The organism is Pseudomonas sp. B329 (genome assembly GCF_023127835.1).
GTDB lineage: Bacteria > Pseudomonadota > Gammaproteobacteria > Pseudomonadales > Pseudomonadaceae > Aquipseudomonas > Aquipseudomonas synxantha_A.
Genome location: NZ_SPKP01000013.1, coordinates 17,490 through 38,264, shown reverse-complemented (window position 1 = coordinate 38,264; position 20,775 = coordinate 17,490). Strand labels below are relative to the sequence as shown.

Below are 20,775 nucleotides of genomic sequence, written 5' to 3'. Positions count from 1 at the left end.
TAGCCGCGGTGATTGATCCACGGCAAGCCGAGTGAAATTCCTTGCCTGCCGTGGTGCCCAATCCGCTAGTCTTGAGCCATCTTGAAACGGAGCTGCCCATGTTCGAATCCGCCGAAATCGGTCACGCCATCGACAAAGACACCTATGACGCCGAAGTGCCGGCCCTGCGTGAAGCCTTGTTGGAGGTGCAGTACGAGTTGCAGCAGCAGAAGCGCTTCCCGGTGATCATCCTGATCAATGGCATCGAAGGCGCGGGCAAGGGCGAAACCGTCAAGCTGCTCAATGAATGGATGGACCCGCGCCTGATCGAAGTGCGCACCTTCGACCAGCAGACCGACGAAGAACTGGCGCGCCCGCCGGCCTGGCGCTATTGGCGGCAACTGCCGGCCAAGGGTCGCATGGGCATCTTTTTCGGTAACTGGTACAGCCAGATGCTGCAAGGCCGGGTGCATGGGCAGATCAAGGATGCGCGCCTGGACCAGGCCATCGCCGGCGCCGAACGTCTGGAAAAAATGCTCTGCGATGAAGGTGCGCTGATCTTCAAGTTCTGGTTCCACCTGTCCAAAAAACAGATGAAGGCGCGCCTCAAGGCCCTGGCCGACGACCCGCTGCACAGCTGGCGCATCAGCCCGCTGGATTGGCAGCAGTCCGAGACCTACGACAAGTTCGTGCATTTCGGTGAGCGTGTGCTGCGCCGCACCAGCCGCGATTACGCGCCGTGGCATGTGATCGAAGGCGTCGACCCCCATTACCGTGGGCTGACCGTGGGCAAGATCCTGCTGGATGGACTGCAAAGTGCCTTGAAACAGGCCAAGGTCAAGGCCAGCGGCATGAACCCGGCGCCGTTGCTTGCCTCGGTTGACCAGAAGAGCCTGCTCGACAGCCTGGACATGACCCTGCGCCTGGACAAGGACGATTACGAAGAACAGCTGATCACCGAGCAGGCGCGCTTCTCTGGCCTGATGCGCGACAAACGCATGCGCAAGCACGCGCTGGTGAGCGTATTCGAAGGCAACGACGCAGCCGGCAAGGGCGGGGCGATCCGTCGTGTGGCGGCAGCACTGGACCCGCGCCAGTACCACATCGTGCCGATTGCCGCGCCCAGTGAAGACGAACGCGCCCAGCCTTATCTATGGCGGTTCTGGCAGAAGATCCCGGCGCGTGGCATGTTCACCGTGTTCGACCGCTCCTGGTACGGCCGCGTGCTGGTGGAACGCATCGAAGGCTTTTGCACCCCGGCGGACTGGATGCGCGCCTATGGCGAGATCAATGACTTCGAAGAGCAATTGCGCGATGCGAGGGTGATCGTGGTCAAGTTCTGGCTGGCCATCGACAAGGACACCCAACTGGAGCGCTTCCAGGCCCGCGAGGAAATCCCGTTCAAGCGCTTCAAGATCACTGAAGATGATTGGCGCAACCGCGACAAATGGGACGACTACCGCGCGGCGGTGGGCGACATGGTTGATCGCACCAGCACCGAGGTGGCGCCCTGGACCCTGGTAGAAGCCAATGACAAGCGCTGGGCGCGGGTCAAGGTGTTGCGCACCATCAACCGGGCGCTGGAGGATGCGTTCGCTAAAACCGATAAGCACGACAAAAAGAAAAAGAAATAGCCTGCACCCGGCTCGGTCAAAATGTGGGAGGGGGCTTGCTCCCGATGGCGGTGAGTCAGTCACAGATGTGCTGACTGACACTCCCTCATCGGGCCACAGCTCACTAGTTGTCTGCTCTAGCTCTTAACTGACTGGCATTGGGGCAAGCCCCCTCCCACATTTAGGATTGTGGCGTATCCCAATCCAGTGACTTGCCCCTAGAATGCGGTTCCACTTCCTCTGGCATCTGGGGCACTCATGCACATCTCCTCCGGCCGCTGGGTCTACGGCTTTTTCCTGACCCTGCTGACCGCGTTTCTGTGGGGCATCCTTCCGGTCAAGCTCAAGCAAGTGCTGCAAGTGATGGATCCGATCACCGTCACCTGGTTTCGCCTCACGGTGGCCGGTACTTGCCTGTTTGTCTATCTGGCTGCCACCAAGCGCTTGCCCAGCCGTAAAGTGCTCGGCCCCAGGGGCGGCTGGCTGGTGGGCATGGCGGTGTGCGGCCTGGTCGGCAACTACGTGCTGTATCTGGTTGGGCTGAAAATGCTCAGCCCAGGCACCGCGCAGCTGGTAGTGCAGATGGGCCCGATCTTTCTGATGGTAGCCAGTGTGTTTGTGTTCAAGGAGCGCTTCAGCCTGGGGCAGGGTGTGGGGCTGGTGGTACTGATTATCGGTTTTGGTTTGTTCTTCAACCAACGCCTGGTGGAGTTGCTGACGTCCATGGGCACCTACACCGCCGGTGTGCTGACGATCCTGCTCGCCACCACCATCTGGGTGTTCTATGCATTGGGGCAGAAGCAGTTGCTGACAGTGTGGAATTCGTTGCAGGTGATGATGGTGATCTACCTGTCGTGCGCGGTGTTGCTCACGCCGTGGGCGCATCCGCTGGAGGCGTTGCAGTTGAGCCCGCTGCAAGGATGGCTGCTGCTGGCGTGTTGCATGAATACGCTGGTGGCCTACGGCGCATTTGCCGAAGCCCTGGCGCATTGGGAAGCCTCGCGGGTCAGTGCGACCCTGGCGTTGACGCCGTTGGTGACCTTTGTGGCGGTGGCCTTAGCGGCCTGGCTGTGGCCCGACTATGTGCAGGCCGAAGAGATCAATGCCTTGGGGTATGTGGGGGCGTTGGTGGTGGTGACGGGGTCGGCGATGGTGGCGTTGGCGCCTTCGCTGCTCGCCGGGCTCAGGGCCCGGCGGCTGCGGATATCGGTTTAAGCGCCGAGCATGTTTTCCGGGCGGACCCACTGGTCGAACTCGGCGTCGGTGAGGTAGCCGAGCTCCAGCGCGGCTTCGCGCAGTGTCAGCCCTTCGGCGTAAGCCTTCTTGGCGATCTCTGCCGACTTGTCGTAGCCGATATGCGGGTTGAGCGCGGTGACCAGCATCAGCCCGCGTTCCAGGTGTTCGGCCATTTGCGCGGCGTCTGGCTCAAGACCCGCGATGCAATGCTCCTGGAAGTTGTTGCAGCCATCGGCCAGCAGCCGGATCGACTCCAGCAGGTTGTGAATGATCACCGGTTTGTACACGTTCAACTGCAAGTGCCCTTGGCTGGCGGCCATGCCGATGGTCACGTCGTTGCCCAATACCTGGCAGGCCAGCATCGACAGCGCTTCGCACTGTGTGGGGTTGACCTTGCCGGGCATGATCGAACTGCCCGGTTCGTTGGCCGGCAACTTCACTTCGGCCAGCCCTGTGCGTGGGCCGGAACCCAGCAGGCGCAGGTCGTTGGCGATTTTCATCAGGGCCACGGCCAGGGTTTTCAGCGCGCCGTGCAAGGTGACCAGCGGTTCATGGCCGGAGAGGGCTGCAAATTTGTTCGGTGCGGTCACGAAGGGCAAGCCCGACAGCGCCGCCAGTTCGGAGGCAATCGCCTCGCCGAAGCCATGGGGTGCGTTGAGCCCGGTGCCGACAGCAGTGCCGCCTTGGGCCAGCTCGCACACGGCGGGCAGGGCGCTGCGGATCGCGCGCTCGGCGTAATCGAGCTGGGCGATAAACGCCGACAGCTCCTGGCCGAAGGTGATGGGCGTGGCGTCCATCATGTGGGTGCGGCCGGTCTTGACCAGCTTCATATGCCGCGCGGCCAGTTCCGCCAGGCCACCGGACAGCGTCGCGATAGCAGGCAGCAGTTGCTGGTGCACCGCTTGCACCGCAGCAATGCTCATGGCGGTTGGGAAGCAGTCGTTGGAGCTTTGGGAGCGGTTCACATGGTCGTTGGGGTGTACCGGGCTTTTACCGCCCCGATTGTTGCCGGCCAGTTCGTTGGCGCGGCCGGCGATCACTTCGTTGGCGTTCATGTTGCTCTGGGTGCCACTGCCGGTCTGCCAGACCACCAGCGGGAACTGGTCGTCATGCTGGCCGTCGAGGATTTCGTCGGCAGCCTGTTCGATCAGCCGGGCGATATCGGCGGGCAGGTCGCCGTTACGGTCATTGACCCGGGCGGCGGCCTTCTTGATCAGGGCCAGGGCATGCAATACCGCCAGCGGCATACGCTGCTCGCCAATCGCAAAATTGACCAGCGAGCGCTGGGTTTGCGCGCCCCAATAGGCATCATCAGGGACCTGTACTTCTCCCAGGCTGTCGGTTTCGATACGGCTCATCGGGCACCCTCCTTATCCAGTCGTGATTGGTCAGTTTAGGCCCTGGCGGCTGCCGTGGGTTCCCTAAATCCGCATTTGTGCCATTGCGCCCCGCAAAACCAGGGCCTACGTGGGGTGGGGTTGAGCCGCGAGGTTTTTTAGGCGCAGAATGGGCGCCCTTGGGGTCTTACCTCGCCTGCTAGAAAAGGAAACTCGATGACTCGTCTTCGTGCCATCTGTACCGCGGTTGCTCTGGTTTGCGCCAGCGGCCAGGTTTTTGCCGATACCGCCAGCCACAACGCCAGTGCCGAAGCCTTCCTTACCCTGGCCCACGCTGACAAGCTGGGGACCCCGGTGTACATGCAAGTGCAGCAAATGTTCGCCCAGCGTTTCGAACAGACCAAGGCGCCTGCCGCCAAGCAGTCCGTACTGGACAGCTACCAGGCCAAGGCCAACGCCGCCCTGGACCAGGCCATCGGCTGGCCGAAGCTCAAGCCCGATATGGTCAAGCTCTACACCACCAACTTCAGCGAATCCGAGCTCAAGGACCTGGTAGCGTTCTACCAGTCGCCACTGGGCAAGAAAGTCCTGGAAAAAATGCCGCAGCTGACTCAGCAATCGGCCCAGATGACCCAGGCCAAACTGGAAAGCGCCGTACCGGTGGTGAACAAGCTGTTGGAAGACATGACCAATGAGCTGGCGCCAAAAGGTGCCGCACCGGCCAAGAAGAAGTAAGCAGCAATGACCATGCAACAGCGTATCGAAACGGCGCTCGCCGCCCTGGGCCCGGAACACTTGAGTGTGCTGGATGAAAGCCACATGCACAGCCGTGGGTTGCAGACCCACTTCAAGGCCGTGCTGGTCAGCCCGCAGTTCGAAGGGCTCAACCGCGTCAAGCGCCACCAGAAGGTCTACGCCACCCTGGGTGACCTGATGAGCGAATTTCATGCGTTGGCGCTGCATACCTACACGCCTGAGGAATGGGCGAAGATCGACGCAGCCCCGGCCTCGCCGACCTGCGCCGGCGGGCACTGAAAACCTTTGAGGCCAGCAGGTGCCAAGCCTGCTGGTCTCGACAGGTGGTGCCAGAATCTGGTTACACAAGGCTACTTTTTATACCCCTTTATCGAGGCCGGTACCTCTAGGATTTGTTGACCTTAGTGCAAAACAGGTCATGAATTCATGTCTAACGCCCTTCATCGAAATACGCCTACCTTGACGGCCATTGACCCTCGCGGGTTAGCCGTGCGCACTGTGCAGTATCATCGTGCAACGCTCGCGGACTCCCCTCAGGCGCGGGTCAATCGCCAGGTGTTGAGTGCCAGTGGTTTTTTGCTTGAACAGTGGGACCCACGTCAGTTCGCCCTTGGCTCGACCGGGGTGGCGGCGCAATCGAACCTTTACAGCCTGTCGGGTGAAACCGTGCGAACCCAGAGTATGGATGCCGGTTGGCGCTTGGTCATGTACGGTGCAGCGCGGCAGCGGTTGCACAGTTGGGACTCGCGCGGCGCCCTCCAAGCGTTTCACTATGACAGTTTGCTGCGCCCTGTGGCGGTGTTCGAACAATCTGCAGAGGACCCGTCACCCCGTTGTGTCGAGCGTATGACGTACGCGCCCGCAATCTCGGCCGAGGTCGTCGGCAATCGCTGTGGACGGTTGATTCGCCATGCGGACCCGGCGGGTGTGCTGCTGGTGGAGGCGTACGCGATCGATCAACGCGTCATCAAGCAAACCAGACGGTTTCGCGCCGATATCGCTCTGGTCGACTGGCCAAACAGCGATGAGGCACAGGATCTGCTGACGGAACGCCAGGCCTATACCACCACCTGGCGTTACGATGCGCTGGGTGCAATGCTGGAGCAGATCGATGCCAAGGGCAACCGCCTACAGTGGCGCTATGGGCAACAGGGCTGGGTGTTGGAAATGCTGCTGATCTTCAAGACCGGCGAGCGCCAAGTGTTGATGAATCAGCGGGTATACAACGCCAGCGGCCAAGTCGTGTCCGAGCGGGCGGGCAATAACGTTACCAAAGTCGCCCGTTACGCCGAGCACGACGGTCGTTTGCAGCAACTTGAGGTGTACCGCCAAGGGCAGGCCGGCACGCCGCTGCAGCAGCTGGTATATGAGTACGATCCGGTCGGCAACATCCTCAGCCTCAGCGACCTGGCGCAACCGACTCGATGGCACAGCAACACCCGGATTGATGCGGTTAATCGCTACCAGTACGACACGCTTTATCAGTTGATCCAGGCCAGCGGTCGGGAAAATAGCGCCAATGCCGGGGGCCGGGCTTTGCCAACGCAGGTGCAGTTCGGGGCGACGGATCAGGGGCTCTGGCGCAATTACACCCAGCATTATGCCTATGATGGTGCGGGCAATCTGACGCGCCTTCGACACGTGCCCTCCAGCGGCACAGGCTATACCCGCGAAATGCAAGTGGCGGCGCTCACGAACCGCGCCGTGCCCGTAGCGCAAGGGCGGCAGGTTCAATGGGATGGGGCGTTCGATGCCAATGGCAATCAGTTGTCGCTCGACGGCACACAGCAGGCGGCCTGGAATGTGCGCAATCAATTGACCTACACCACCCAGGTACAGCGTGAGAACGGTGACCCTGACGTGGAGAGTTACCTGTATGACAGTCAAGGCCTGCGCGCACTCAAGGTTCGCAGCCGTGAGGCTCGTGCAAAACCTTACACCCAGGAAACCTATTACCTGCCGGGCCTGCAAGTACACAAGCAAAGGGCACAGCGCTTCAATGTGCTGGACATTGATACGGGCGGTGGGCGAGTCACCGTGGTGCAATGGGAGTCGGGCAAACCCAGCGAGATGAGTACCCACTCACTGCGATTCAGCATTCTGGATCACCTCAAGAGCTGTGCGCTGGAACTGGACGAGCAGGCTCGCTTGTTGAGCCAGGAGCATTACTATCCTTATGGCGCAACGGCGTGGTGGGCAACCAGCAATATCGTTCGTGGGCACCCTAAGATTCGCCGTTACTCCGACAAGGAGCGCGACGCCACGGGCCTGTACTACTACGGTGCGCGTTATTACGCACCGTGGTTGCAGCGCTGGATAAGCCCGGACCCGATGGGCGATGTGGACGGCTTGAACCTGTATGCGATGGCCCGAGGCAATCCCGTAGGGTTCAGGGATGCCGATGGCACGCAAACGACGTTTGGCGAGCAATTCCAACCCAGTCGTGGCGATATCATTTTCGGCTTGGCGGATACCGTGCGTCTCTACCGCAGCTTCTGGTCGAAGCTGACTGCACGTGGGGACATAATGGCCGCCTATTTCGGGAACGAGGAGATAGGGCCGGCGACTGCGAGGCTGAGAAAGGAAAGTGCCCCCATGTTCATTCAGTTCAAGCTCGGCAGGATCGATGAACACGAGTATGAGCAAAGGCTCACGGAGCAAGGCTCGTCGGTTGCACAACAGTTCTATGGCGCTATTGTGTCGAAGTATTCGGGCTGTACGTCGACCACCGCCAACCGGGAGTTCGCGAAGCGGTTCGTCAGTGATCTTGCTTCCAGTGAGTATTCGTTCGAGCGTACTCTGAAGGATTATATCGACGTGGACTTGAGTGAGTTCCAGCATAAGTTGGTCAGCCGCGCCAGTAAGTCGGCGTTGAAGACGCTGACGGACCCTCAGAGCACCCGGCAGGTGCATTTTGCCCTTGATAATCTGGACGTGGATGATGTGATCCATAAGTCCACGACTTCCGCCACAGGTTCGGAGTTGCGTTGGCTTTATCGGCATCGTCTGCAACTGGCAGGCCGTGTGACGTTCTATCGACACCAACAACGGGTCGACGCGCCTTGGGAGTCAAACGCGCGAGCTTGGCGTCGCTACAAACCCAGCCGTCCGAGGGTGTCAGGGCGGGCGGCACGCTGACACGTGAGCGGGTCGGGGCGATGCCAGTAACTGGATACACAAAAGCATCCTCCAGCACCACCTTTCTCATCCCCTCATCCCTAGGCTCTCAGGACTACTTGTTCAGCAATAAGGTCCTGAGGTCATGTCTGATTCCATCCATCGAAACACGCCGTCCCTGGTCGCAGTCGACCCGCGTGGGTTAATTGTTCGTAACATCGATTACCACCGTTCAAGCACAGAGGTTGAACCGCAGATGCGCATTCATCGTCAGGTGTATGGCAGTACGGGCTTGATGATTGAACAGTGGGACCCACGTTTGTTGCAGTTGTCACGCTCACAGCCTGACACCGCGCCCAATCAACGCACGGTCTATAGCCTTGGTGGACAAGCGTTGCGCACCGACAGCGTGGATGCCGGCTGGCGGCTGACGCTGATGGGGGAGGCTGGGCAGTTACTGGAAGAATGGGATGGGCGGGGCGCTCACCAGGCTCATCGCTACGATCAATATCTGCGGCCGGTGGCGGTCTTCGAGCAGGCGGCCAGTGACGGGCAAGCGTTGTGCGTCGAGCGTCTTGCCTATGCTGCATCTTCGAACGAAGAGGCGGCGCGCAACCGCTGCGGCCGGGTGGTTCGCCACGATGACGGCGGCGGCTCGTTGTTCCACGAGCGGTATGGGGTGCACGCAGAAGTTGCTCAGCAGACCCGACGCTTCCGGCAGGCGGATGCCGCGCTGGATTGGCCGCAGCTGTACGCACAACGCGAGGTGCTCCTGGAGCCCGAGAGATTCCAGACATCCATTGGGTTCAACGCGCTGGGTGAGCGCCTGCATCACACGGACGCCAAGGGCAATCGCTTCGACTACGCCTACGGCATTGACGGCCAGCCGGCGAGCATCTTTGTGACGCCCAGGGGCGGCGAGCGTACGCAGGTACTGGGCCAGCGGCACTATAACGCAGCGGGTCAGGTGCTCAGCGAACGCGCCGGCAACGGCGTTGTGCGTGCCATGCACTACCGTGAATTCGATGGTCGCTTGCGGCAAATGACTGCCCATCTGCCCGCGCGACCGGGCGCAGCGCTGCAAGACCTGCGCTACGAGTATGACGGCGTTGGCAACGTCGTGCGGATCGATGACCTTGCCCAGCCGACGCAATGGTCCAGCAACACCCGAATCAGTTCGACCAGCCTTTATGAGTACGACACGTTATCGCAACTGACCAAGGCCACCGGCCGCGAAACCGCCGGCAACACTGGAGGCCCGGCGTTACCAGCGAGTGTGACGTTCGGCTCGACTGACGACAGCGTATGGCGTCGCTACACCCAGCGGTTCAGCTATGACGCCGCCGGAAATATGCTTGAGTTGCAACATGTGCCCAGCAGCGGCACGGGCTTCACGCGGCAGATGAGCGTGGCCGCGGGCAGCAATCATTTTTTGCCGCAGGCCGATGGCAAGACTGCGCCGGGGTTGGGCCAGGGCTTTGACCGCAATGGCAATCTGCAAGCGTTGGCAGGCGATCACAAGATGGGCTGGGATGTGCGCAATCAACTGGTGCGCCTCACGCAGGTGCGGCGCGAGGGCGGCAACGACGATGAAGAACGTTACGCCTACGATGCCACGGGCCAGCGCATCCTCAAGCGCCGGGTCTCCCAGGCCCGGGGCGTGCTGCATAGGGCCGAGGTGCGCTACTTGCCGGGGCTGGAAATTCGGCATGACAGCGCGACGGGTGAGCAACTGAATGTACTCAACCTTGATGCTGGTACGACCACGGTCCGCGTCCTGCTTTGGGATCGCCACCCTTCGGGGGGGCGCCAGGACGCGCAGATCCGTTACGGCTTGTCGGACCACTTGGGCAGCAGCAGCCTGGAACTGGGCGAGCAGGCGCAACTGCTCAGCCAGGAAAGTTATTACCCCTTCGGCGGGACTGCCTGGTGGGCGGCGAAGAATGCCAGTGAGGCGAGTTACAGGTTCATCCGTTACTCGGGCAAGGAGCGCGATGCCAGTGGGTTGTCTTACTACGGCTTCAGGTATTACGCACCGTGGTTATGCCGATGGATCAGCCCGGACCCGATTGGCGATGCCGATGGTTTGAATCTGTACGCCATGGTTGGCGGTAATCCGGTTAGCAAGGTCGATGCGCAAGGGCTGGCTGCCACACCGGCTTTGGAGGAGTCGCAGGATAAACAAATACGCAGGCTTTCCATCAGCCGCAGGCTCGCGAATATAGGCAGGGTTATGCGCCCGAGGATACAACCGGCCTCGGCGGCAGCGATTCGCGATGGTTTATCCACCTATATCGCCAATGCAATTGCGACGGGCGTCGATCTGGCGGTCTTCAGTACCGTCCAGCCCACGGCACAACGCAACCAAATCTTGCGCCTTACCGTTGCGGTGCTGGATGCAGTGTCCACGGCACATATGAGCACCGGTATCGCCGGTAACTGGACGCGATATGCGCCACAGATCGGTGCTATTTTTGCAGGTGCCGCGGGTATGGGGTATGCCATGCATGGCGACTCGATAGGTGATCAAGCCGAGCACAGCTGGGACCCGGTGGCGGTCCAGCGGTTGGGCGGACATGTGCGCGCGCTCTCCAGAGAACTGGTGCAGCAGGTCCTTCGTGGGCACGGTACCGGCATCTCCTGGGGCAGCACGCCCCTGCGCGGCAGGGTCACGCGCACCGCCGGAGCGACGGCCGCCTATGCCCTTGCCACCGTGGCCAACGTTGTTTATGGCGGGGAAGTGCCTGCGCTGATGCAACCCAATGTCTCACCTGCAATAGAAGCCTACGATGGGGCGATGGGAACGATGATGCGTGGCGGTCACCGGACCGCCGTCCACGATCCCCATGGCCAAACCGTACAGTTGCCGGATCCTGTCGCGACGGCGCACGGTGGGCTGAGCAGAATGTTCAATCAGGTGTGGACGCACTGGGCCGCGTCCGGTGTCGAGGCATTGGCCGTTGCGCTGACGGGCCTGCCACAGGCCGCTCAAGGCCGGACCACTCGAACAATTGTCATGGCGGCCCGCGGCGTGATTGCATCATTGACCGAATGGCGCGGCTTTTTCGTAACGTTTGCCAGGCGCGGGTATACAACCTTGGCGTCGCGATGGGGCGCAGCCCGGCGATCCTGACAAGAACATGAATGGGTCGTCGCTGCGGCCCATTCAACATCCCAGTCGGCTTCAAGGCTGCCTTTGCAGGCAAGCCTCACACACATTTGAACGGCTCACGTTGGAGGGGCCAGACCGCTACAGGTCTGGCGCAGGAGCAAAAGTTCTGTAGATACCCAGGTCTTTAGGGGGTATCAGTCAGTATGTTGTCGGAGTTCAGCTCTGCATAAGTGTCGTTTTCGTCCTCATTGACGGTGTACCAGGCCCAATAGGTGTTACGCCGCATAAATCCTCCTGCGGTCAATGTCTTTGTCGGGCGCCCGAGGGGGTCGTAGAACTGTCGGTCGCTGTGGCCCAGCTCGCGCATGGATTGATCATTGACGTAGGTGTGCTTGTCGGCGAAGTAGGGGCGGTAGACGCGAATGACCAGGCCCTTGTTGTTGTATTCGACACGCTCGCTGATGCGCCAGCGGGGGTCGGCTTGCACTTGGCGCAGCTGTTTCTTCAAAGTGGCGTTTGCATCCGGCAGTTCGTCGACCAACAGGTTGCCCTTGTCGTCGACGGCATGGGCCGGGCCTGGTTCGGTCTTCTGCTTGGTCTGCAATGAGCGGCCGAAGCCATCCCAGCAGGTCAGGGTCATGCGAACCTGTTGTTCGGCATCGCCGGGGTAGCGGTCAGCTTGCAATATGAGCCCATGTACCGGCGTACGGCTGGCCTCATCGATCAACGCCTTGAGTTGTTTTGCACTGTCACTGAGGGGCTGGCGAGCACCACCCAGCCGCGATCGCGCGCTCATGCGGATATGCCCGCCGGGGAGCAGATACCCCTTGGTAATCCACTCGGGCTTGACCAGAGCCAAGTCGATGCTGCCCATCCAACTGAAAGGCGCGTAGCAGTGCGCGCTGGCCATGTCTTGCAGCACGCTTTGCGCCTGTTCGATGGCCAATGCGGGCGTTACATTTTTGCGCGGGCGGTAGCTTTCCAGAGCGGCGAAGCCCACTCTGAGGCTTTGTTCGTGGCCGTAAAAGGTGTTGGCGAGTAACTGCCCAAAACCGTCATAAAGCGCTTCTTGAATAGTGCCATTGGGGTCGACGATTTTTATCGGCAGCAGCAATCGATAGTCGTATTCGGCCTTGGTTACACAATCGTCGGGCATTTTTACGCGCACGGTTTGCAACGTGTAGGGGTCATAGGTGAGCTTTGTTTCGCCATGGGCCTCGGTGGCCCGCAGCGCCCTTATCCGATAAAACTGGGTGGCCTTGCCATAGCGGGGAAAGTGCCGGCGAATCGACCACAGTCGGTTTTCCTTGGGCGGCACCTCGCCGTCGAATAGAAAAAACAACTCCATGGTGTGATAGCCGCTGTCGGTGAGCTTTTGCACCAGGTCCACCTTGGGTTGGTTGGGCATGGCCGGAATGTCGTTGTAGGCACTTATGGCCTGGTCATCCAGCTCGGCGATTTCCAGATAGTCAGTCAATGCCTGGACGGTGGCGACGCCAGGCTCCAGGGTTTTACCGGAGCTACCGGCCTGCCGGTAGTACTGCAGCGACAAGCCGCTCAGGGTGCGGCTGGCCCCTGCGGCCAGCGGCCCGACGCTGGTATCGATGAACACCTCATAGGCGATACGCGCAGGGTCCAGCCCGCCAGGCGCCGGCGCCTTGCCGAGCACCAGGGCGTTGTCTCGTTGGCGGTAGGGCAAGGCCAGGTACCACTGCTGTGCGTCGTCCAGATGAATGGGCTGCGCCAGCGTTTCGCTCAGGTAATAGAATTGTTGCGCGTTGTCATGGGTATCGTGCCACCAGCGCTGCTGGTGCTCATCCACCAGCACGGCGGGCGGCGGGCTGTCGGTGGTGGTACGGCGGGCATAATGCAGGGTCACGCTATGCACCAGGTAACCATAGGCATCCCAGCGCAGATTGATCTGGTGCTGGCAGACGGGATCGTTTTCCACGCCTTCGTATTGATAGCTGATCGACTCCAGCGCTAATGGCAGCAACCGGGGGTAGGGCGTATGAGCACTGGCGGGGGCCAGTTCACGGACCAGATACCGCTGGTGTTTGACCGAGTAGGGCACGGCGTCTTGCGCCGGGTCTGCTGCCATCACTTCGACCCGCAGCACCGCGCCACTGAGTGCACGGGCCACGTCGCGTGCCAGCGCCGGTGCGGGGTCGCTGATCAAGTCGTCATGATGATCCAGCGGTTGTGCCCCAGCTGTCCCCCTGTAGCGGCTGACCAGCGTGCGGCCGGGAGCCTTGGCGTTCGGGTCGTGAGTGCTCTGGCCGAGGCAGGGCATGTCAAGGGATCGCCCGGTATGAAACCAGGTTTTGCTGAGCACGGGAGCGCTTGAACCCGGCGCGTGAGGGGCGTCTTTGCGGCTGTCGGTGTCGGTTTGCAGCAACAGCCCAAAGCCACGAAACTTGCGGTCCACACGGTCGTAATAAGCCTGACGATAGCTCACGCGCTGGGTCAGCTGGTTGCCGGTAATTTCGTCTCGTTGGGTTTGTTGGCTGGCCAGCAGCAGCGCAAAGGGTAACTGGCTGATAGCGGGCTGGCCCTTGGCATGCAGCTCGCGTTTTTCGTCCAGCCACTCCTGGGCGCTGCTGCGATATTTGATCGCCGCCTGGGCGCCCATGTTGTTGTCGGTGCGTATGAGCAGCCAGGGCTTGTGGCTGAAAAAGTCGTAGCGCCAATGGATGGGGGTCTGGTGGGCGGCGGTCAGGATCAGGCTAGGGCAGCCCCGGCCGCTCACGTCGACGATGTTGACCTGGCAGTGGTCGTCATACTGCACACCCTCTGGCCACGGGACCTTGATCGCCTGCGCCTCGAAACCGTTGCCGCCTTTATTGAGGAAAATCCACAGGTGGGCGGCGCTCAAATACAGCAAGTCCGTAGCGCCACCTCCATTGAGGTCGACGAGCAGTACATTGGCCGGCTTGAACGTTTCATAACGCAGTGGCAACGTAGCCAACACAAACCCTCGGGCAAAGCGGCCTCGACCCAGGTTCGGCCAACATTTCACTTCGTCATGCCGGATACGCACCAGATGCTGTTGGCCCGTGGCGAGTACATCGCTGAACGCCACCAGCTCGTTAGGCGAGGCGGAAACGATCGGCAAGACGTCATCGAGCTTATGAGGCACCTCAATGGCGGGTTCGAAGCCTTTTCTTCGGCGATTGGCATACAGGCGTACGCTACGGGGGCCGATCATGGCAACGTCAGGGCGTCCCGTCCCCATCAAGTCGGCGAGGATGCCCTGGGGGTGGAAGAACTCCGAGGGGAATGCATCGAACGACGTATAGGCTGACCAGTTACGCTGTTCATCCAGGCTGAAAAAGCCATTCATTCCTGGGTGGGCAACCAGCCAGTCCAAACGGCCATCGCCGTCCACATCGGCCAGCGCCTGGTGGATGGGCCGGCTGCTGTCGGCGACCGGCACCCGCGCCAACTCCTGGGCCGCGCCGTAAATCACCTCGTCGCTGGTTTTCGTGTGCTGCGGCCTGAGCGGTTCACGGTAGTACCAACTCTTGTCAGTGCGATACAACACACCCGGTATGCCTTCGCCATACAGATCGACCAGTTGATAGCGATCGCTGTCATGCAGCCCGGGCAGCGAACTGAAGGGCTTATAGCCGCTCTTGTCTACCTTGAGCTGGCTCGATTGGTAAAAACACTCCAGCGGCGGGCGGCTCACACTATTGCCCGAGCTGTCGAAGGCCTGCTCATGGACCCCAATCAACAGGCTGACATGGGTGGGCGCGCGGTATTCCAGCAGCAGACGTTTGACCAGCACCGGGTCGGTGCCCATTTGCGCTTCCTTGGGGAAGTGGTGAAACATCAGAATCTGGTTGCAACAGCGCAGGGTGCGTAGCTCGAAGCCGAACGAAAAATCCGAGCAAGGATCGGGTCGTGTCGGCCACTCCCGGATTTTCTGATACGTCGGCCGCTTATCCAGCTCAAGGTCACGTTCGCCATAGTCAAAGAGCAACTGAAAGTGCCAGCCCATGCCCGGCTCATCGTCGGTCTTCCAAAGGTAGAGTTGTTCCTGCTCCTCGGCGGTGAAGTTGCCGTAGCAGACGCGCTCCAGGTAACGCTGGGCTCGACAGTCCCTCGGGTAGCGTGAGGAGTCAGTTTCTTTTTTGTAGTGATAATAAATGTGTTCGCCGTGGGTATTCAGGCTTTCCTGCAACAACCATTGCGCCACATGGTGCGGGTGGTCCGGATCGGCAATTCGGGCCAATGGGGTCTTCCCGTAAAAGTGCTGACTGCCATCGGCACTTTGTATCAACCAGAAGCCTGCAGCATCGGTTGCCGAGTGCCAGTGCTCGATACGGTCGAAATGGCTCTCAACCCGCGGAAAGTACCGGGTGGCCGTGTAGGCGATGGTCAGTGGCAAACCATTGAAGGAGGTCGCGGCGCGGCTGACGATCGCACCTTCGGCGTCGCGTTCGGGTAGCCATATTTGCGCGTCGGGGCCCACCAGTACGTCGTGCTCCGTGTAGGCCGGCACACCATGGGAGGTACGCCGGCTGACAGCCGGCAGGGGTATCCCCCAACCCAATCCGAAGGGGCCGTTGCCAGCGCCGCTGTGATAGGCCAGCGACATGGCCGGCGCGTAACCGCGCGCGGGAGAGATCGGCAAGGGAATCTCAAAGGTGGCCATACCGCTGGCGCCGACATCGCCCCAGCCTTTGCCGGTGCCTTGAATGGCACCGCCGCCTTTGGGCAGGGCCGGGGTATTGACTTGGAGGTTGGGCGTATCGTCGTTCATACCTTACCCCCGCTGGCAACTGGCACCCTGGCGGTGTAACGCAGGTGAATGACGATATCGTTGATTGATTGGAGTACGGCTTCTTGCCGGCTGTGATTGGGGAATTCCAGGGTCCAGTTGGAGATGGCCCCGGTGTATTCGAAGGGCAAGTAGCGATCGTGGCTCTCGAAGTTGAGGGTGAACAGGCCGTTGTCATCCAGGCCGGTGGACAGTGCGATTTGCTGATGGGCACGCATGTCGCGGCGCCGCTCGCCTGCGGGCAATACGATTTCGTTATGGGTTTGGGTCAGTATCGCCTTGATGTCCTCATAGGGGCCTAGCGTCGCGGGCAACGACACGCTGATGCTTTTTATTCGCCGCAGGATGTGGTGGGGGTAATCCTCTTCAAACAGAGCCTCGGGCAACTTGAAGCACAGCGTGCCGTTATCGACCAGTTGTCGTTTATGCTCGGCCCATGTGTTTTGTGTACTCGATGATTGAGTGCCGGTTGTGTCTGTTGTGGGTGTGGAGACTTTGCAATCGATCATGCGATGACGCAGGGAGATGGTCTTGACGATCTCCAGGTCCCGCACGTTCTGGTCCACATAGGCCGCATTCATCTTCAACAGCGACAGCTTCAGGGCCTCACCCGCCAGGTAGCCGCGGTAGTTGTTGTTCCAGGCACCGGGCTGGATAAACGTGCTCGCATAGTCTGCGACTTCGTACTGCCAGCACGCTTGCGCGGTGCGGCACAGGGAAAGGCTAAGGTCATAGACTTGGTAGTAGAACTTGCTCAGTTGTACATTGAGCCAGTCATACAGTTGTGCCCTGGTAAAGCGCTTGGCCAGCAATTGATAGTTCGACCAGGCCTGGGCCAGGGAGGTCTCGGCCAGGCGTAATTGCAGGCGCGTGGCTTTTTCCTGCTCGGCATAGGCTTGTAACTGGGCATCGACCTGTGCCAATTCGAGTCGGGCCTGATCCTGGGCATGCGCCCACTCTTGCTCCCGACGGTTGAATTGCTCGGAACGGTCCAGGTCTGCGGCAGTGCCCCGCAACACTGTCGCGACGCCTTGAGCCAAGGCTTGGGCTGCATAAAACGGGCCCTCCCAGCGCGACCCGCCGGTACTCGTACCGAAGATGTTCGGCGCGATCATCGCGATGCCGGCCGCTGCGGCGGCGGCGGAACCTGCGGCCTCGAATCCGCTACTGATCAGGTAGAGTTGGCCTGCGTGTGCTTCTGCGGGGCTGATGCCTTCGGTGAGCAGGCGTTCGTAGTGGCGCATCCGGGATTCGATCATGCTACGACTGGCGCCGAGTGCCTGGCGGTTTTTCTCGTCGAGCAACAATGCCTGGTGTTGTTGGGTGACGACGATATTGGCCAAGTCCCAGGCTTGTTGTTGCTGCAACTCCAGGTATTCAGCCTGTTCCTTGCGCTCAATCAGGCTCAGCACCGTGTTGCCGAATTGAATCACCGCCTCGGTTGCCGTGAGCGCGTGGCCCAGCATGATCTGGAAGCGATAATGGCCGACTTGCGCGTCAATGAACGGCGCCGCGCCTCCTTCGCCGAAGGCACCGCTGCTGCGGCTGGCCAACAGCTTCAGAGGTGAGAGCGGGGTTGCGTACAGCGACAGGCGCAAGGGTTTGCCAGTGATATCGAGATTGTAGCGCAGGTTATGCAGGCGACTTTCGAGCTTGTCCCAGCGCGCCACCAGATCGGTATTGAAGGGTAGGCACAGATTATCGGTGTCCGTGAGCGAAGCCAGTGCGGTGCTTTCGGTCGCAGGGTTGACATTGATTGGTGGGTTTTCTTGCTCCAGTTCTACCAGGGCTTTAGAGCGGCTCGTCGTCAAACTTTCGAGGGTGATTTCATCCCACGGTTCAGTGGTGGTGACGCGGGGGCGTGGCCCGAGAAAGTGATTGGCTCGCGTGTACCAGAGTTTGGCCTGGGTCAGGCTGTCGGGGGTGAGTTGCCGATAGGCTGCATCGCCACGATTGAGCAGTATGTCGAGATAAAGCAGGTAGATTGCTTTGCGAAAATGCACCGGTGAGCGAATCGCCAGTTTATGTGGGTCGTGAGTGACTGAACCGGGGAGCGGACCCGTACGAACGAGCTCGTTGAATCCCCAAAATGCAGGGCGCTCGCTGGCCGTATCGGCCAATCGCCCTGGGTCGAAGATGTGTTTGAGCCAGGCTTGGGCTTCGACATACTGCTGCTCCTGATTCAGGCGGTGGGCAACCAACCAGGGCACGTACAGGAACAGCTCCCAGAAGTACTTGCCGTGAGCCCCGTTAAAGTCAATGTCCTCTGCTGCTCCACCTGGCGTGAGTGGAGGTTCTTGCCACGTTTTCGGCGTTAACGAAAACAAATGCTCAAGGCTGACATTGGCCGCCTTGACCAGATTGCCGGCAAAACAGGTATTCATGCGCAGGCGGGGGGGCGTGTCGGCAGGCGGGGTTGAGGTGCTCGTTGGGAAATCAATAAATTCGGCGGTGCCGAGTTTTTCCGACGTCTGTCTTTTGATCGTCGGCGCCAGTTGTTGATTGAGCGTTGTGTCAGAGGTGGAAGGGGCCAGCTTCAAGGTGGTCGCTTTCAGGGTATAGCCGAGAATTGTCGAGTCGTCTTCTTTGGCAGGCTCAAGCGTCACCACCCCGTGTATCAGGGTGATGCCCGACGTTATTTCCTCCGTGGTCACTGGAATCCGCGCCGTGACCCGATGCCCGCTGGGTAATTCGGGATTTGATCCGGTGAGGCTTTCGTGGGTAGTGTCCTGATAGTTGATGATTTGATGTGAGTTGGCATTGATTTTTTCGGTGAATGGGTAGTCTTTGAAATTGGCTCTCATAATGATGTGCTTATAGGCACGTAAATTAGATGTGCGCACGTTGGGCCTTTTGATGGTCAACGTATTTTGTGCGTGCAGCGACGTCTTTTTGTTTGCGTCTGGGTATTTGCTGTAGCGGTCAAGGGCGACCTGGATGGAGTTTTTTGTACCGGTGTATAAACTGATGAACGCATTCTTGTCGATATAATGATCTTCGAGTGAGACGGTGTTCCCGTCTTTGGATTTAGCGTTAATGAGTAACCCGTTTTTGATATGTACAGCGTTGGGGAACTCGTCATGCGTGGCCGTGTTTTTAAAATAAAGAGCGTAAAAATCAGTTTTTAACTCGTCTGTTGGGCCGGTAATTTTAGACTCACTGGTCAGTTTGAGCTGAGTGGCTTTCGGATCATCCAGTGCGTCGTCTACTATCAGTATGATGCTAATATCCTTAGGGGCTTCTTTTGTTAATGTGACGCTGTACGATTGCCGGAAATTTTCATTGAGGGTGGAAGTAAATACGAGTTCATTGGTATTTGAATCAAAAGAGACGTCACTTGTTTCTGGGTTTTTTATTTTTTCTCGATTTTTTCCAAAGTTCCAATGAATGTTGTTTTCGGTAATCGTTTCCTCCCTGGGGGAAATCGAGTGCTTGTTTGGGGGGGGCACCTTGAACTGCAAGTTACCTTGGTTTTTATGAGCAAAGAACGTGAGGTATTGCCGGGCGGTGTCAGGCAGCAACTCACTGTAGTACCCACTCACGCTTTGATCTTTGCCTTGAACGACAGTCTGCACTTTTGTCTTCTGCGACGGATCGAAGTGTTCCAGGAGTCGGTTTATCTCTTCGTCCACCTGTGAGCCGGGCAGCACGCTGTAGCGCTCGGGGCTGCCGCCATCGGCGATGGTGGTGATGTTGAAGGACTGGTCGACGTGGACAGCCTGGAAAAATTTGCCAATAAAGTTCTCCTGCTGTTTGGGGTCTTTACGGCTGGTGGCCAGCACACTTAAAAACAGTACCGGGGGGCCGTTACTGTCGACGATAGCTACCGTCTGCGTAATGGTTTTCAGAAAGGCAGAGGTCAATGCGTTGACGTCTTCGGTGGCGCAGTGCTCCTCGATGCAGGCTTTGGGTGCACTCCAACTACCATCGTGCTTTTTATAAGAAAAATTGAGGCGAAACTTGACGTAGCGGCTGTTGATCCATTCGGTCAGCTGTTTTTTTTCCCCTGAATCCGTTTGCGCCGGTGGGACGGAACTGGTGGGGGCGGGTTTGATGCATTCGGCCCAGATGAAAAATAACCGGTTATTGAAGTACACCGGCCGGATACTTTGCTCGGCGGTGGCGTCGGAGACCGACAAGTTGATTCTCTCCCAGTCTGACCAGGCGTCCTGAAAAAGTACCGAGCCTGCGCGCTTGGACAGGTCGAGGGAGCGCCAGTAATAGGTGTTTTCGGAACTCGATTTACCGACGAAGTAATAGGTGCCGCTATGCAGCTTGCTCAAGTCGGCGTCGATATAACCGTTGATCGTGCGTATGTTGGCGGTTTCCTCGAACCTGGCCAGGTAATTGTGAACCGCCGTGGTGACGGTATCCGCTTGAATTCGATACTGGCTCAGGTCGTTTTCCAACTGTTCAAAACTGTCGGTCTTGTCACGCCGTAATGTCGGGTCCAAGTAGTTGGCGGGGTGATAGTGCAACTGCTGGTTGGCGTTCCAGAGAGCGTAGGTGTGCAACTGTTCGCGCCATAACGTGTCCTGTTGCGCAGTCATGCCCTGCTTTTCATAGCCCGGTTCCAGGCCGAGTTGGATGCGCGTGATGTACTGCTGCAGGCTGGAGATGGTACAGGCTACCGGGCTGGTCGGTACGGCTTGGCTGACTTGTACGTCGAGCAGCCAGTATTCGTAAAGATCGTCGGCATGGGTGATCTTTTCCTTTAAGTCGGTAGGTACCTTGTAGGTCAGGTAGTACGCGAGCATGGCGTCGCGCAGGCTTTCATTGAGCTGTTGATTAAGCGAGTGAGACATGATCAATCCTTGAGCAGGTCGAATGTGAGTAGGG

At 59.4% G+C, this 20,775-nt stretch carries 9 protein-coding genes; 6 read left to right on the top strand and 3 right to left on the bottom strand.

All coding sequences use genetic code 11. The annotated features are described in order from the left end of the window. Window positions 1-98: 98 nt before the first annotated feature. Both pap and E4P00_RS09235 read left to right on the top strand, forming a co-directional pair. Entirely contained in the window at window positions 99-1,613 is a 1,515-nt protein-coding gene (gene pap, locus E4P00_RS09240; RefSeq protein WP_078821923.1) for a polyphosphate:AMP phosphotransferase, read from the top strand. A 237-nt stretch (window positions 1,614-1,850) separates the two neighbouring features. Further along, window positions 1,851-2,807 carry a DMT family transporter gene (locus E4P00_RS09235; protein WP_032880154.1) on the top strand — a complete coding sequence of 319 codons (957 nt, stop codon included), beginning with the start codon at window positions 1,851-1,853 and terminating at the stop codon, window positions 2,805-2,807. On the opposite strand, the gene E4P00_RS09230 is transcribed toward E4P00_RS09235, so the two are convergent. Further along, the gene (locus E4P00_RS09230) at window positions 2,804-4,186 is read right to left on the bottom strand and encodes a class II fumarate hydratase (RefSeq protein WP_032880155.1); all 1,383 of its coding nucleotides are present in this window, start codon (window positions 4,184-4,186) and stop codon (window positions 2,804-2,806) included. The genes E4P00_RS09235 and E4P00_RS09230 overlap by 4 nt on opposite strands. 195 nt (window positions 4,187-4,381) lie before the next feature. Between E4P00_RS09230 and E4P00_RS09225 the strand changes: the two genes are divergently transcribed. The 4 genes from E4P00_RS09225 (at window position 4,382) to E4P00_RS09210 (ending at window position 11,171) form a co-directional block, all read left to right on the top strand. Beyond that, a complete protein-coding gene (locus E4P00_RS09225; protein ID WP_032880156.1) occupies window positions 4,382-4,900 on the top strand; it encodes a DUF2059 domain-containing protein in 519 nt (172 codons plus the stop codon). A gap of 6 nt (window positions 4,901-4,906) precedes the next feature. Then, window positions 4,907-5,200, top strand: a complete 294-nt coding sequence (locus E4P00_RS09220; protein WP_032880157.1) for a BolA family protein — start codon at window positions 4,907-4,909, stop codon at window positions 5,198-5,200. A 147-nt stretch (window positions 5,201-5,347) separates the two neighbouring features. After that, window positions 5,348-8,059, top strand: coding sequence for an RHS repeat-associated core domain-containing protein (locus E4P00_RS09215; protein WP_078821921.1), 2,712 nt, complete (start codon window positions 5,348-5,350; stop codon window positions 8,057-8,059). Window positions 8,060-8,183: 124 nt separating this feature from the next. Continuing rightward, complete coding sequence (locus tag E4P00_RS09210; protein WP_216091878.1) at window positions 8,184-11,171, top strand: RHS repeat-associated core domain-containing protein; 2,988 nt, start codon at window positions 8,184-8,186, stop codon at window positions 11,169-11,171. A gap of 163 nt (window positions 11,172-11,334) precedes the next feature. Here E4P00_RS09210 and E4P00_RS09205 read toward each other — a convergent pair whose 3' ends face one another. Both E4P00_RS09205 and E4P00_RS09200 read right to left on the bottom strand, forming a co-directional pair. Next, window positions 11,335-15,918, bottom strand: a complete 4,584-nt coding sequence (locus tag E4P00_RS09205) for a SpvB/TcaC N-terminal domain-containing protein (RefSeq protein ID WP_248131246.1) — start codon at window positions 15,916-15,918, stop codon at window positions 11,335-11,337. After that, window positions 15,915-20,741 (bottom strand): neuraminidase-like domain-containing protein, encoded by a 4,827-nt coding sequence (locus E4P00_RS09200; protein ID WP_248131244.1) that lies wholly within the window; start codon window positions 20,739-20,741, stop codon window positions 15,915-15,917. Before E4P00_RS09200 ends, E4P00_RS09205 begins: the two co-directional genes overlap by 4 nt. Between the last annotated feature and the right edge of the window lie 34 nt (window positions 20,742-20,775).